Annotated in this window: 15 protein-coding genes and 1 tRNA gene; 12 read left to right on the top strand and 4 right to left on the bottom strand. The window is 71.7% G+C overall.

What is annotated here, in order from left to right; genetic code table 11:
* Positions 1-172: 172 nt before the first annotated feature.
* Positions 173-718 carry a universal stress protein gene (locus ACQPZG_RS22830; RefSeq protein ID WP_433547591.1) on the bottom strand — a complete coding sequence of 182 codons (546 nt, stop codon included), beginning with the start codon at positions 716-718 and terminating at the stop codon, positions 173-175.
* A gap of 530 nt (positions 719-1248) precedes the next feature.
* Between ACQPZG_RS22830 and ACQPZG_RS22825 the strand changes: the two genes are divergently transcribed.
* From ACQPZG_RS22825 to ACQPZG_RS22805, 5 genes are all read left to right on the top strand, one after another.
* On the top strand, positions 1249-1689 hold the full coding sequence (locus tag ACQPZG_RS22825) for a hypothetical protein (protein ID WP_433547590.1): 441 nt from the start codon (positions 1249-1251) through the stop codon (positions 1687-1689).
* Positions 1690-2224: 535 nt separating this feature from the next.
* Positions 2225-3415: a helix-turn-helix domain-containing protein gene (locus ACQPZG_RS22820; RefSeq protein WP_433547589.1), complete on the top strand. Its 1191-nt coding sequence runs from the start codon at positions 2225-2227 to the stop codon at positions 3413-3415.
* A 365-nt stretch (positions 3416-3780) separates the two neighbouring features.
* A complete protein-coding gene (gene orn, locus ACQPZG_RS22815; RefSeq protein ID WP_433547588.1) occupies positions 3781-4392 on the top strand; it encodes an oligoribonuclease in 612 nt (203 codons plus the stop codon).
* Positions 4393-4496: 104 nt separating this feature from the next.
* Positions 4497-4569 (top strand) — tRNA-His (locus ACQPZG_RS22810).
* An 88-nt stretch (positions 4570-4657) separates the two neighbouring features.
* A complete protein-coding gene (locus tag ACQPZG_RS22805) occupies positions 4658-5023 on the top strand; it encodes a hypothetical protein (RefSeq protein ID WP_433547587.1) in 366 nt (121 codons plus the stop codon).
* Positions 5024-5391: 368 nt separating this feature from the next.
* Here the strand turns inward: ACQPZG_RS22805 and ACQPZG_RS22800 are convergent, their stop codons facing one another.
* Both ACQPZG_RS22800 and ACQPZG_RS22795 read right to left on the bottom strand, forming a co-directional pair.
* Entirely contained in the window at positions 5392-5928 is a 537-nt protein-coding gene (locus ACQPZG_RS22800; protein WP_433547586.1) for an NUDIX domain-containing protein, read from the bottom strand.
* 42 nt (positions 5929-5970) lie between these two features.
* Positions 5971-7305 carry a transcriptional regulator gene (locus ACQPZG_RS22795; RefSeq protein ID WP_433549507.1) on the bottom strand — a complete coding sequence of 445 codons (1335 nt, stop codon included), beginning with the start codon at positions 7303-7305 and terminating at the stop codon, positions 5971-5973.
* A 128-nt stretch (positions 7306-7433) separates the two neighbouring features.
* Here ACQPZG_RS22795 and ACQPZG_RS22790 point away from each other — a divergent pair, with 128 nt between their 5' ends.
* From ACQPZG_RS22790 to ACQPZG_RS22760, 7 genes are all read left to right on the top strand, one after another.
* Positions 7434-7910 carry a hypothetical protein gene (locus ACQPZG_RS22790; protein ID WP_433547585.1) on the top strand — a complete coding sequence of 159 codons (477 nt, stop codon included), beginning with the start codon at positions 7434-7436 and terminating at the stop codon, positions 7908-7910.
* A gap of 160 nt (positions 7911-8070) precedes the next feature.
* Positions 8071-8268, top strand: a complete 198-nt coding sequence (locus tag ACQPZG_RS22785; RefSeq protein WP_433547584.1) for a hypothetical protein — start codon at positions 8071-8073, stop codon at positions 8266-8268.
* 93 nt (positions 8269-8361) lie between these two features.
* A complete protein-coding gene (locus ACQPZG_RS22780) occupies positions 8362-8844 on the top strand; it encodes a glycine-rich domain-containing protein (protein WP_433547583.1) in 483 nt (160 codons plus the stop codon).
* A 438-nt stretch (positions 8845-9282) separates the two neighbouring features.
* Positions 9283-10530, top strand: a complete 1248-nt coding sequence (locus tag ACQPZG_RS22775; RefSeq protein WP_433547582.1) for a helix-turn-helix domain-containing protein — start codon at positions 9283-9285, stop codon at positions 10528-10530.
* Positions 10531-10616: 86 nt separating this feature from the next.
* Positions 10617-11090 (top strand): hypothetical protein, encoded by a 474-nt coding sequence (locus ACQPZG_RS22770; RefSeq protein ID WP_433547581.1) that lies wholly within the window; start codon positions 10617-10619, stop codon positions 11088-11090.
* Positions 11090-11299: a hypothetical protein gene (locus ACQPZG_RS22765; RefSeq protein ID WP_433547580.1), complete on the top strand. Its 210-nt coding sequence runs from the start codon at positions 11090-11092 to the stop codon at positions 11297-11299. Before ACQPZG_RS22770 ends, ACQPZG_RS22765 begins: the two co-directional genes overlap by 1 nt.
* Positions 11296-11451: a hypothetical protein gene (locus ACQPZG_RS22760; protein ID WP_433547579.1), complete on the top strand. Its 156-nt coding sequence runs from the start codon at positions 11296-11298 to the stop codon at positions 11449-11451. The genes ACQPZG_RS22765 and ACQPZG_RS22760 overlap by 4 nt, the downstream gene beginning before the upstream one ends.
* Before the next feature lie 121 nt (positions 11452-11572).
* On the opposite strand, the gene ACQPZG_RS22755 is transcribed toward ACQPZG_RS22760, so the two are convergent.
* Positions 11573-12652 carry a LacI family DNA-binding transcriptional regulator gene (locus ACQPZG_RS22755; RefSeq protein ID WP_433547578.1) on the bottom strand — a complete coding sequence of 360 codons (1080 nt, stop codon included), beginning with the start codon at positions 12650-12652 and terminating at the stop codon, positions 11573-11575.
* Positions 12653-12725: the final 73 nt, after the last annotated feature.

Below are 12725 nucleotides of genomic sequence, written 5' to 3'. Positions count from 1 at the left end.
GGGGCCGCGTGACGAAGCCCCTGGGGGGTCAGGCCCATCGGGGCCGTGCGACGAAGCCTTGCGGGCGTCAGGAGACTGGGGCGGGGGCGCGCGACGCGTCAGGGACCGTCATGGAAATCCGGCGCATGACGGGGCCGGGGGCGCCGGGGGCCCTCACGGAATCGCGCGGGCCTTACGGGATGACCACGACCGGGCGCTGGGCCCGCTTGGCCAGTCGGCCCGCCACCGAGCCGAAGAGCCGCCCCACGAGGCCGTGCGTGGAGCCCACCACGATCGCGTCGGCCTCGTACTCCCGGCCGACCTCCTCCAGCTCGTGGCAGATGTCGCCGCCGCGCTCGACCAGGATCCACGGCACCTCGGCGAGGTAGTCCGCGCAGGCGAGTTCGAGCCCGAGCACCTCGGTGCGGTGGTCCGGCACGTCGACGAAGACCGGCGGCTCGCAGCCCGCCCACACGGTCGTCGGCAGCCGGTTGGCGACGTGGACGATGATCAGGCCCTGGCCGAGCCGCCTGGCCATGCCGATCGCGTACGCGAGGGCCCGCTCGCTGGAGGTGGAGCCGTCGAAGCCGACGACGACACCGTGCCGGAAGGCGGGATCGCAGGCGTGCCGCGGCTCCGGCAGCGCGTAGAGGTCGCCGCTCGACTCGGCGCCGCGATCGGCGCGCGGATCGGCGACCTGCTTGCGGTCCGCGGGTTCGGGAATTTCGTGACCGGCCATCGGTGTCTCGGCGTCTGGATCCTCAGAGGGCTACAACAGTGGACGTACGAACATCTGCTTGGCTTGCCCGACGACAACCCGGCGGCAGTGGAGCTGTCCGGGAATCATCTTCCCAAGGCCATACCCCCAAGGGTACGGCGGCACTCCTCCCCTGCCCAGCCCCCGCGAACCGGTCCCCGCGAACATGCGGGTCGTGGCGTGCGGGTTCCAGGGAGCATGCACGACACCGGCCCGTATCGCAATGCCCGCTGGCCTGTACAGCGGTTTTCACTCCCCCGTCACCCCGTGGGCGCGCACCGGGGTGCGCCTCGTGTGCGCGGGCTGACGCGGCCGCCCTCCGGGGGCTGCCTCCGGTGGCTGCAAACGGTCGCCCCGGGGGCTCCTTCGCGGACGCTTCCGGACGGGGCGGGCCGTCCCTCGTGACCGACGGGCCCACCCGTTCGTTGATCAGGTTCCGTTCTCCGTCCGCCCCCATCCCCTCCGTCTCCCGGGCCCGCCCGGTCCTGCGTCCAGAAGGAAGGGAGAGTGCCGTGCCCGACCCCTCGCACCCCTCGTCGCCCCGCACCCACGAGCCCTCCCAGGAGCTCCACGGCTCCCCCTCGCGCCAGGGATCCCATGCGTCCCACATGCACCAGGAGACCCACGCACCCCAGGGCCACCGTGGGCCCGCCGAGCCGCCGTCGACCTCCGGGCCGGGGTCCGGATCGGCCGGGGACGTGGTCCGCTGGGCGGCCTTCAGCTGCCTTCTCGTCCCCGGAGTCCTCATCGGGTACGGAGGCTCACCGGGCAGCGCGGCGGTGGCGGCTGCCGGACTCGCCGCCGTCACCGTCGTCTGCCGCCTGTTGCTGCGCCGGTCCGAGCGCGCGGCGGCCCGCGACCTTCCCGAGGAACTCCAGGGCGGCGTCCACCGCGGTCGGCACAGCCGGACCGGATCCGGGACGCACCGCGGCGGACGCAGGGCGGACCCGTAGAACGGACGCGGCTCCCGGGCGGCCCCGCGCGCACGCAATTCCGTCCATTTCGCTCGCGCGGCGCTTGAACATCGCACGAACATTTCCTGGGTCCGATTACAGAACGCAGGGTCGCGCGCCGGGTGAGTGACGGTTTCGCACATGCGTGCCCGTTGCTTTTCAGCCAACTTCCGGCTTGACCCCGACCCTTGGGGGGTTCCCCCGCCAACCCCCCTGCCACCTGCGAAGAAAGGACCGCTCGCCGCCCGCGCACCCTACGGGGACGGGCCATGAGCGAGACGCGCACTTCCCTGCACGGCCCCGGAGTGGAACGCTTCCTGATCGAATGCTTCGCGCCAAGTTGCCATGTCGACATAGCGCCGGTTCCGGAACTTGTCACGGCGGCGCCACGCGACACAGTAGATTCGATCATGGGGTTATTCGACGGCGGGGGAACCGTGCAGGACCTAGGGACTGCGACTTCGAGGAGCAGTGTGCAGGAGCGACAGGCCCGTCACGAACAGGGAGCCGCGACCACCGAGGGGGGCTTAGCGCCATGAGCCAGGACTTGGCCGCACCGCCGGAGGCTGCCCGGAAGCTGTCCGGGCGACGCCGCCGGGAAATCGTAGCGGTGCTGCTTTTCAGTGGGGGACCCATTTTCGAGAGCTCCATCCCGCTCTCCGTCTTCGGTATCGACCGCCAGGACGCCGGGGTTCCGCGCTACCGACTGCTGGTGTGCGCAGGCGAGGAAGGACCACTCCGTACCACCGGAGGCCTCGAACTGACCGCACCGTACGGCCTGGAGGCGATGAGCCACGCCGGGACGGTAGTAGTACCGGCCTGGCGGTCCATCACCTCCCCGCCGCCCGCCGAGGCGTTGGACGCGCTGCGTCGCGCGCACGAGGAGGGGGCGAGGATCGTCGGACTGTGCACGGGAGCCTTCGTGCTCGCCGCCGCCGGTCTGCTCGACGGACGGCCGGCCACCACCCACTGGATGTACGCGCCGACGCTCGCCAAGCGTTATCCGTCGGTGCACGTCGATCCGCGGGAGCTCTTCGTCGACGACGTCGACGTGCTCACGTCGGCGGGAACGGCCGCCGGGATCGATCTGTGCCTGCACATCGTGCGCACCGACCACGGTACGGAGGCGGCCGGGGCACTGGCCCGGCGGCTCGTCGTGCCGCCGCGCCGCAGCGGCGGGCAGGAGCGCTACCTCGACAGGTCTTTACCTGAGGAGATCGGCGCCGATCCGCTCGCGGAGGTCGTCGCGTGGGCCCTGGAGCACCTCCACGAGCAGTTCGACGTGGAGACGCTGGCGGCGAGGGCCTACATGAGCCGCCGCACGTTCGACCGCCGTTTCAGAACGCTGACTGGGAGCGCTCCACTCCAGTGGCTGATCACCCAGCGGGTGCTACAGGCACAGCGGCTGCTGGAGACGTCGGACTACTCGGTGGACGAGGTGGCGGGCCGGTGCGGCTTCCGCTCCCCCGTCGCGCTGCGCGGGCACTTCCGACGGCAGCTCGGATCCTCGCCCGCCGCCTACCGGGCGGCGTACCGCGCCCGGCGGCCGTCCGGCGACCCGGTCACCGTGGGGACGTCGTCCACGTCCTCCCTGACGGAGGCGGTGCCGCAGCAGATGCGCAGGGCCGCCGCGGCGAGTGTGCCCGGGGCAGGGGGCGCGTCGGCGGCGGTCCAGCCGGAGAACGGGCGGCTGGGGTCGGACTACGTGCCGGGCCGGATCAGGTAGGCGGTACGGGGGGCGGCGCACGGGGGCGGCGAGCCGGAGCAGGGAGGCTGCGTCCACCGGGGGCCGCCCCCCGGTACCGTGTCCGCCCGTGTCCCCCGTGTCCGCCCGTCAGCCCCCGGGGCGTCCCGCCGCCGGGGGCTGCGGACGTGCCCCGCCGGGGGCGCGCGGGAACTGCCGCCAGGGCGACGTACGCGAACGACCACAGCCCGCCCCGTCGGGGACGCGCGGGAGCTGCGCGACCAGACCACCTCGCACCCGCGCGAACCGACCACCCAGCGGCCCCGCACCCGCACCCGCAGCGACCGCACCCGGCCGGCCACCCGCGCCCGGGACTGCAAGCGCCCCGCACCCCATAGGGTGACCGCATGAACGATCGCATGGTGTGGATCGACTGCGAGATGACCGGGCTCTCGCTGACGGACGACGCACTTATCGAGGTGGCCGCACTGGTCACCGACTCGGAGCTCAACGTGCTCGGCGAAGGCGTGGACATCGTGATCCGCCCGCCCGACGCCGCCCTGGAGACCATGCCGGAGATCGTGCGCCAGATGCACACCTCCTCCGGCCTCCTCGACGAACTCGCGCTCGGCACGACCCTCGCCGACGCCGAGGCGCAGGTCATGGCGTACATCAAGGAGCACGTCAAGGAGCCGAGGAAGGCCCCGCTCTGCGGGAACTCCGTCGGCACCGACCGCGGTTTCCTCGCCCGCGACATGCGGGAGCTGGAGACCTACCTGCACTACCGGATCGTGGACGTGTCGTCCGTGAAGGAGCTGGCCAGGCGCTGGTTCCCGCGGGCGTACTTCAACAGCCCGGACAAGAACGGCAACCACCGCGCCCTCGCCGACATCCGCGACTCGATCACCGAGCTGCGCTACTACCGCGAGGCCGTGTTCGTACCGCAGCCGGGGCCGGATTCGGAGACCGCGAAGAAGATCGCGGCGAAGCACGTCAGCGCAGCTGAGGGGGCTGTTTAGCGGTCCGTCGCAGGCCCTGGAGAGGCCGACGGAAACCCTGGCGCGAGCACCCTCGCGAACCCTGTACACTTTTTCTCAGCCGGTCACGAAAAAGACCGGTCACGGTGGGTGTAGCTCAGTTGGTAGAGCACCTGGTTGTGGTCCAGGTGGCCGCGGGTTCAAGTCCCGTCACTCACCCTGAAAGATCAAGGTCTGACCTGCGGAAGCGGGTCGGGCCTTGATCTGTTTCCACGGTTTGGCCAAACCGTGGCCTAACGGGGGCCCGTTGAGCGCCCCAATCTGCTTCAGGCTCGGCTACGCCCTCCAGCCGAACCCCGATCCGATCGGGCTGGGGCTGCTCACCAGGTTCGCGGACATCCGCTGCTGGTCCTCCGTCTGGATCATCTGCGGGGCGGTCACCTTCGCATGCGCCTGGCTGCGCGTCGGCCGGGACGGGGCCGGGTTCTTCGCGGCCCTGGTCCCGCCGTTCGTCTGGGGCAGCGCGTTCCTGTGGGGCGCCCTCACGGGCGCATACGCGCGCGGCCTGGCCCTGGCCGCTTGGTACGCGATCGGGCACGTGGGCCTCATCTTGTGGGCGGCGACGGTACCGGAATTCTCCGTTCCCCACGCAGCACGGAGGGAGCGTAGATGACCGGAGTGTGGGGGATCGTTGCGTCGCTGCTCGGGGCAGCCGCGCTGTTGCGATCCGGGCTCTTTGCGGCGAGGGCGACGCGGGCGGCGGCACGGATGACGACGGAAGCTCAGCGGGCGTCGGCGGAGCCGGCGGCGGAGCCGGCGGCGGAGCCGGCCCAGCGACAGGCCGACCTCGCCTCCTTCCGAGAGATCCGAGAGGGTCTGGAGAGGAAAGTTGACCGCACGGAGCACCGCATCGCCAGCCTCAGCGGGCTGGTGCGTTCCTTCTCCTGGTACGTGTCCGAGCTGACCGGGCTGATGAGGCAGAACGGCATCGACCCTCCACCGCCACCGGGCTGGGCAGGGGGCCTTTCGTCATGCCCGGACTCAGCCGAGCCGCAGATGATGCAACATCAGCAGCGCAGCCACCGCGTTCGCCGAACGCACCTCACCGCGAGCAACGAGCCCCGGCACGTCCTCCAGCGGCACCCATTCCCGGCGGGCAGACTCGAAGTCGTCCTGCGGGATCTCGCGCACCCGCTCGGCACGGTCAGACCAGTACACCCGGTGGTGTGAGGTCGAGATGCCGGGCATCGGGTCCACCGCGAGCAGCAACCGCATGGGCCCCGGTCGCCACCCGGTCTCTTCCTCCAGCTCCCGCGCGGCTGCCGCAGCCGGGTCCTCTCCTGTGCCGGTCCCACCGGAGGGCAGCTCCCACCCCCAGGCGCCGGTGATGAATCGGTGGCGCCACAGGAGGAGCACCTCATTGGCCTCGTTGACGACCGTGGCCACGGCAACGGGCCGGAGTCGGATGACCGTGTGGTCGAGGTGCCGGCCGTCGGGGAGTTCGACGTCGGCCATCGCGACGTTCACCCACCGGTTCTCGTAGACGGTGCGCTCGCCGAGGTTCTTCCACTCCGACACGGTGTTGCCTCTCGCAGGGGGTCTTCCATCCCAGCACATCGGTTACAGAGGGATGCGGAGGGTGTCGTCGATCTGTTCCACCACCGCGGCGGTGGCGGCGGACCGGACCCCGGAAAGGGTGCGGCGGAGCTTGACGAGCCGGTCGTTCAGGCGCTGGGACTCCATGCCCTGCATGACGTCCAAGACGCCGGTTGCCGTGGCAGCTGCACGCTCGGCGTCACCACCGCGAACTTGGCAGTCCGCGAGGGTGGCCAACCGGTGGACGCGGCCTCGCTCGTGGGTCTGGGTGGCAACGGCCTCGGCGGCGTAGTGCTCGGCGGGCGCGGTGTCGCCGAGTCGCATGAGGGTGTCCGCCATGTTGGCCTCCAGGAGGCCGGCCTGGACGTAGCCGGTCTCGGCCGGTTCCTCGTCGCGGCGGATCTGGCCTGCCTCGGTCTCCGCCAGGGTCATGCACCGGTGGGCACCTGCCTGGTCGCCCATGCGCGAGTATGCCTTGGCCTGCATGGCGTACAGGTCGCATGCGAGCGCGTGGGAGATGACGCGTCCGGCGGTGCGGAGTCCGGCCTCGGCGAACGCGACGGCTTGCCGATGCTCCCGCATGAACAGTGACTGGTTGACGAGGAGCGCGATCACGTACCCGCCGAACGCCCGGTCACCACTGGCCTTCGCAAGGCGGAGGGCCTGGTGGAAGTACCGCTGCGCGAGACCTTGCGCGTCGGAGTCGTAGGCGCATATCCCTGCAACGGCCACCAGCCCGCCGGCGGCACGGTGGAGTTCGCGGCCGGTGGTGTCGTTGTACGAGCCGCGCAGGAGGGGGGCGGTGTCTGCGGCGAGGAACCGTACGACTCTTGCTCTCGTGGCCACGCCTCCGGCCTTGCGGTACATCTGCTCGTAGTGGCTGCGGGCGGCGCGAAGGACGGAGACTTCGGTGAGGCCGACACGGAGGGTGCCGCGGCGGGAGACGTCGCTGTCCTCGGGAGGGTTCTCCCATTCCCAGACGGGCCCGACCGCAGGCAGTCCGGTGATGACGGGGGCTTCGCGGAGGTCACGTCGTTGCTGTTCGTCGCCCCGCCAGAGGGCGGTGCTGCGGTCGATGAACCCGCCGAGTGCGGTGGCGGGTTGTGTGGTGGGTTCGGCGCCCATGCCGATGTCCTCGTGTGTCAGCGTGCGTTCGACGCGTACGGCGAGGATGTCGCAGATCAGGTCCGGGATGATGTCGCGCGGGCGTTGGCCCTTGAGCCACCGGATCACTGAACTGTGGTCGTAGGAGGTCGACTTGCCTCTGGCCCTGGCTGCCAGGTTGATGTGGGCGGCCAGCCCGACGCGTGAGATTCCGGCCTCGTCGAGCAGCGCGTCGAGGAGGGTGTTCGGCTCCATGGTGTGCCCCACTTCACTCAGTGTGAGGAGCGTAGCGACCTCCCTTCCACACAGTGTGTGAATCGTCCAATGGAGCCTGCCCCCAGCACACACTTACGCGTCTCGACCAGCAACGGAACCCTGTCGTCATGAGCCGAGCCAGCACAATTTCTCAGGCGGCCACCGCGGAGTGGCTTGCCCGCACACACGCCGACCCGCCCACCGCACACCAGGAGTGGCAGGATCAGCGACTCACCGTGTTGCCGCTCGGCGTGCGCTTCGACGCGGTTCGCATCCCGGTCGAGACCCTCTACGCGGCGATCCTGAACATCCGCCCGGCCGCAGTGAGCCGGCTCCTGGAGCAGTTGCTCGGCGGGCCCGTGGTCCAGGACGCGGACCGCTGGTTCTACCCGCTCGTCCCGGTCGGCCCGGCAGCCCGCTGGCACTCCCGGGCAGCCGAGTACCTCGGACAGGGCGCGTGGCTCGGCGTCCCGCAGGCCGACCAGCTCGCACCGCCCGGCGCGTACTGGGTGGTCCCGGTACGGGAACCGGGCCGTCTCTGCGACCTCGCCCGGGTGGACGAGCTGGTCGCGGTCGGCACCGCCCGGCTGTCGGGGAGGTCGTGATGCTCACCGGAATCCCCGCGCCCACGGTCGGCCGTTGGACGCGTCGGCCGCCCGTGCAGCCGACCCCGGAGCAGGAGGCCGCGTACACCGCGGCGTACAGCGCGTACATGGACCACGCGGGCGCGTGCCCGGCCTGTTGGGCAGAGGAGCACTGCGACACATGCAGCGCCCTGTACGGGGCCCTTCGGAAGGCGGGCCGGTGATGTGGTGCGTCCACGGTGACACCGAGCACGAACTCCCCGACGAGGGTGAGGCGTACTGCGCGGAGCGGGGCGTGACGCTGCTCTGGAACGGGCCCCCGATCACCCCGGACGACCTCAGCCCTGCTACTCCCACCCTGGCCGAGCCGGAGGAGTAACCCCTCATGCACCCGCCCCCGCCACCACGCCCTGCACAGGTCGGCGGCCGGGGCGGGCCTCATGCACCACCCACCGAAAGGGGAGGCACCCACATGAGTACCACCATCGAGACCCCTGCGACCAGGGACGCCCGAGCGCTCATGGGCGACCACTGGCCGAGCATCGTCCAGACCATCCTCGACAACAACGAGGGGATGGCCCCTGAGATGGCCGGCCGCATCGCGGAGGAGGGCGTCAAGTTCGTCATCGCGTGCGCGCAGAACCCGGGCACGGGGTTGGCGCCGTCGCGAATCGTGGACGAGGGGTGGCATGCGCTGATCCTGCACACGGGCGCCTACGCCGAACTCTGCGCGACCTTTGGCGAGTTCGTGCACCACTTCCCGGGCCCGGACCCGACGCACTACGACCCGACGATTCTCGACCGCACCAAGGAGACGATCGACGCCCTCGGGTTCGACCTCGACGCCGAGCTGTGGGCACCGCCCACGGACGACCTGCTGGTGTCGGTGGCCGCGAAGTGTCAGCACGCCCCGTCGTGCACGATCCGGCCGATGCCGAAGCCTGAGTGGCCGTAGCCTCGGCGGAGAACGGAAGGAGTCCCCGTCATGGCCGAGTGGGTTGATCCGAGGTACGCGGAGATGGTCGAGGAGTGGCAGCGCGCGCAGGAGCCTGATTCACGCGCGCCTGAGTCTCCACGTCCGGTGCGCGGGTTCCTCGTTCCTGGGCAGCAGCCGTCCGAGTAGATCGGGCGCAGATCCCCGGCGGTCCGCAGAGCGACATCCTGCGGGCCGCCGGCCTATCGGACGAGGTCGGCGAGCGGGACCCGGGAACGGATCGGGCGATCCACGCCCGGTTCGTGACCCCGGCGGGGCGGGCCCCGAGCACCACGGCCTCCGACCCTTGTCCGGCCTTCGGGAGGGGCAGGGGGCCTCCGTCATGAGCGAAGCCGATCACGCGGATGGGCCTTGCGCCCTACCCTCACAGTGTCGAGCTGTTCAGAGAGGGGCAAGGCCGTGCCGTCTGACGCTACCCCGGACTCATATTCCGACCCGTTGGTATTCGGGCAGAGATTGCAGATCCTCCGTACCCGCAAGGGCATGACTCGCGACCAACTCGGCGGCCTCATGGGCCGGTCCGGGTCATGGGTCAAGGCCGTCGAGGCCGGTCGGCTCAAGGTGCCGCGCCTCGAAGTGGTGCTGCGCCTGGCCGAGTTGCTGCGCGTCCGGGACCTCTCCGACCTCACGGGGGACCAGTCCGTGCAGGTCTCCCTTTTCGCCGGCCCGGGCCATCCCCGGCTCGGTGCCGTCCAGGCCGCGATCAACCAGTTCCCGGTGCCGCGCGGTGAGGCTCCGCCGACGGCGCACCTCCGGGCCCGGCTCGCGAGAGCCTGGGCCGCGCGGCACTCGGCCCCCCACCACCGGGACGTGGTGGGCGCATTGTTGCCCGATCTCATCCGGGACGCGCAGTTCGCCGTACGGCACGCGGACCGCGCGGCCGACCGTCGCGCCGCTCAGGCCGTTCTCAGCGAGGTTTACTCGCTGGCGCAGTTCTTCGCCGCCTACCAGCCGGATGCCGCGCTCCTGTGGCGGATCGCCGAGCGTGGCATGGTCGCCGCGCAGGAGTCCGAGGACCCGCACACCATCGGCGTCGCCGCGTGGCTGACCGCGCAGGCGCATCGCGATTCAGGGCCCGCGCACTTCGACGCGGCCGACACGGTCACCCGGGAGACGCTGGAGTTCCTGGAGCCGCTGCTCCCCGATGCGTCGGACGACGTCGTCGCCATCATTGGCGCGCTCCGGTTCGAGGCCGGCTACACGGCGGCCCGGCGGGCGGAGTCCGGGACTGCTTGGCGGTACTGGGACGTCGCCCGCGAGACGGCCGAGCGGCTGCCGAGGGACTACTACCACCGCGTCACGTCGTTCTCCCAGGCCGTCATGGGCGCCCACGCGGTCACCATCGCGGTCGAACTGCATGCCGGCGGGGAGTCGGTACGGCAGGCGGCTGCCTCCGACGCCACCACGATCCCGTCCCGGCCGCGCAGGGCCCGGCACCGGATCGAAGCGGCCCGCGGGTACCAGCTCGACGGGCAGCCAGACGTAGCGCTGGCCACTCTGGCACAGGCCCACGAGGCCGCCCCGGAGACGATCAAGTACAACGGGTACGCGAAACGGATCATCCTCGAAGAGGCGGAGTCGAAGGCCCCCGCGCGCCGCCACCGCGCCTCCCAACTGGCCGTCAAGCTGGGCCTGCTGGCAGCCTGAGGAGGGGGCACAAACTGTGCCCCTCCCCCTCCCCGGCCGCTCATACCGTCGGTACACGCAGTTCACCGACGATGCCGGGGGTAACCGTGCACACCCGTTCCGACAGCCGGACACCAGTCGCCGAGTGGCTGGCCGGTGCCCACGCCGACCCACCGACCGCCCACCACGACTGGCAAGCCCGCAACCTCACCGTGCTCCCGCTCGGCGTCCTTTTCGACACCGTCCGCATCCCGGCCGAGGTCCTGCACGCGGCGATCCTCCACGTCCGCCCGGCCGGGATGAGCCGGCTCCTGGAGCAGTTGCTCGGCGGGCCCGTGGTCCAGGACGCGGACCGCTGGTTCTACCCGCTGGTCCCGGTCGGCCGGGCGGACCGCCGGCAGCCCGGGGCAGCCAGGTACCTCGGCCGGGGCGCCTGGCTCGGCGTCCCCCAGGTCGACCGGATCGCGCCGCCCGGTGCGTACTGGGCCGTCCCCGTGCGGGCGCCGGGCCGCCTCTGCGACCCGGCCCGGGTGGACGAGCTGGTCGCGGTCGGCACCGCCCGACTGGCGGGGAGGTCGTGATGTTCACCGGACTGGCGTCGCCCGCGCCCGCCACCGGTCCCGGGACGCGAGGGCCGACCGTACGGCCGACCCCCGGTCAGGAGGCCGCGCACGCCGCGGCGTACAGCGCGTACCTGGGCCACCTCTGGCCCTGTGGCGACTGCATGGGGGACCGGGAGTGCGAGACGGGCAGGGGCCTGCGCCGGGCGCTGCGGGAGGCCGGCCGATGAGGTGCGTCCACGGCGAAACCGAGCACGAACTCCCCGACGAGGGCCCGGCGCACTGCGCCGAGCGGGGCGTGACGCTGCTGTGGCACGGGCCGCCGATCACCCCGGACGACCTCGTTCCCGCCGTTCGCCCCCCGGCCGAGAGCGAGGAGTAGCGCTTCCTTCGCCCCCCGGCCGAGAGCAAGGAGTAGCGCTTCCTTCGCGCCCCCCGGGAAGGCCCGGCGTCCGGCGGGTCCACCGGAGCCCGCCCGCCGGGACCGTCCGGACCTTGTGCTGTCACGAGGACGACCTCGCCACCAGTTGCGTCGGCAGCATCAGCCGGGGCTGCGGCGGGCGCGGGACGCCCACCGGGAGGGTGGGGCGGGCGATCTCCGTGAGCAGGGTCTGGGCCATCACCCGGCCCATCTCCTCGATGGGCTGGCGGACGCTGGTGAGCGGCGGCTCCATGTGGCGGGCGATGGCCGAGTCGTCGAATCCGACCATGGCGATGTCCTCGGGGACCCGGATGCCGCGTTCGCGCAGCACCTGGCGGGCGCCGGCGGCCATCACGTCGGAGGCGACGAACACGGCGTCGGGCAGCGGGTCCCTGCCGAGCAGGGACTCCATGGCGGCCCGGCCGCTCGCCTCGGTGAAGTCACCGGGCACGACGAGGCTCTCGTCGACGGGCAGGCCGGCCTCGGCGAGGCCGTCACGGTAGCCGGCGAGGCGGCACTGGGCGCCGTAGACGTCGAGGGCGCCGGTGATGGTGGCTATCCGGCTGCGGCCCCGCGCCACCAGGTGGGCGACGGCCTCGCGTGCGCCGGCCACGTTGTCGGCGTCGACCCAGGGAAGGGGTTCGTCGGCGGAGCGGCGGCCGGAGATGACGGCGGGGATGCCCAGTTCGGAGAGCAGGTCGGGGAGCGGGTCGTCGGCGCGCAGGGAGACGACGAGGACGCCGTCGACGCGGTGGCCGGCCAGGTAGTGGGCGAGACGGCCGCGTTCGCGGTCGTTGCCGACGATGGTGAGCAGGAGCTGCATGTCGGTGTCGTCGAGGGCGGCGCCCACGCCCCTGAGGATGTCGGAGAAGTACGGCTCGACGAAGAAGCGGTGCTCGACCTCGGGAACGACGAGGGCTATCGCGTCCGTGCGGTTGGCGGCCAGCGCGCGGGCCGCCCGGTTGGGCACGTAGCCGAGTTCGGCCACCGCCGCCTCCACGGCGGCCCTGGTGCTCTCGCTGACTCTGGGCGAGCCGTTGACGACGCGGGACACCGTGCCCCGGCCGACGCCCGCTCGGGCGGCCACCTCTTCGAGGGTGGGGCGGCCCGCACCGCGTCCGCCGCGGATTCCGCCCCGGCCGCCTGTCTCCCGTATCGCCAATTGAATCGACTCCTCCCAGCGCGTCCGCGCGTACGTCATCACGCTTGTGCCGCCAAGTCTCGCCGTCCAGTGC

Source organism: Streptomyces sp. CA-294286 (genome assembly GCF_050947155.1).
GTDB lineage: Bacteria > Actinomycetota > Actinomycetes > Streptomycetales > Streptomycetaceae > Streptomyces.
Note: the sequence above shows the minus strand (reverse complement) of the source record. Positions and strands in the feature narration are given on the sequence as shown.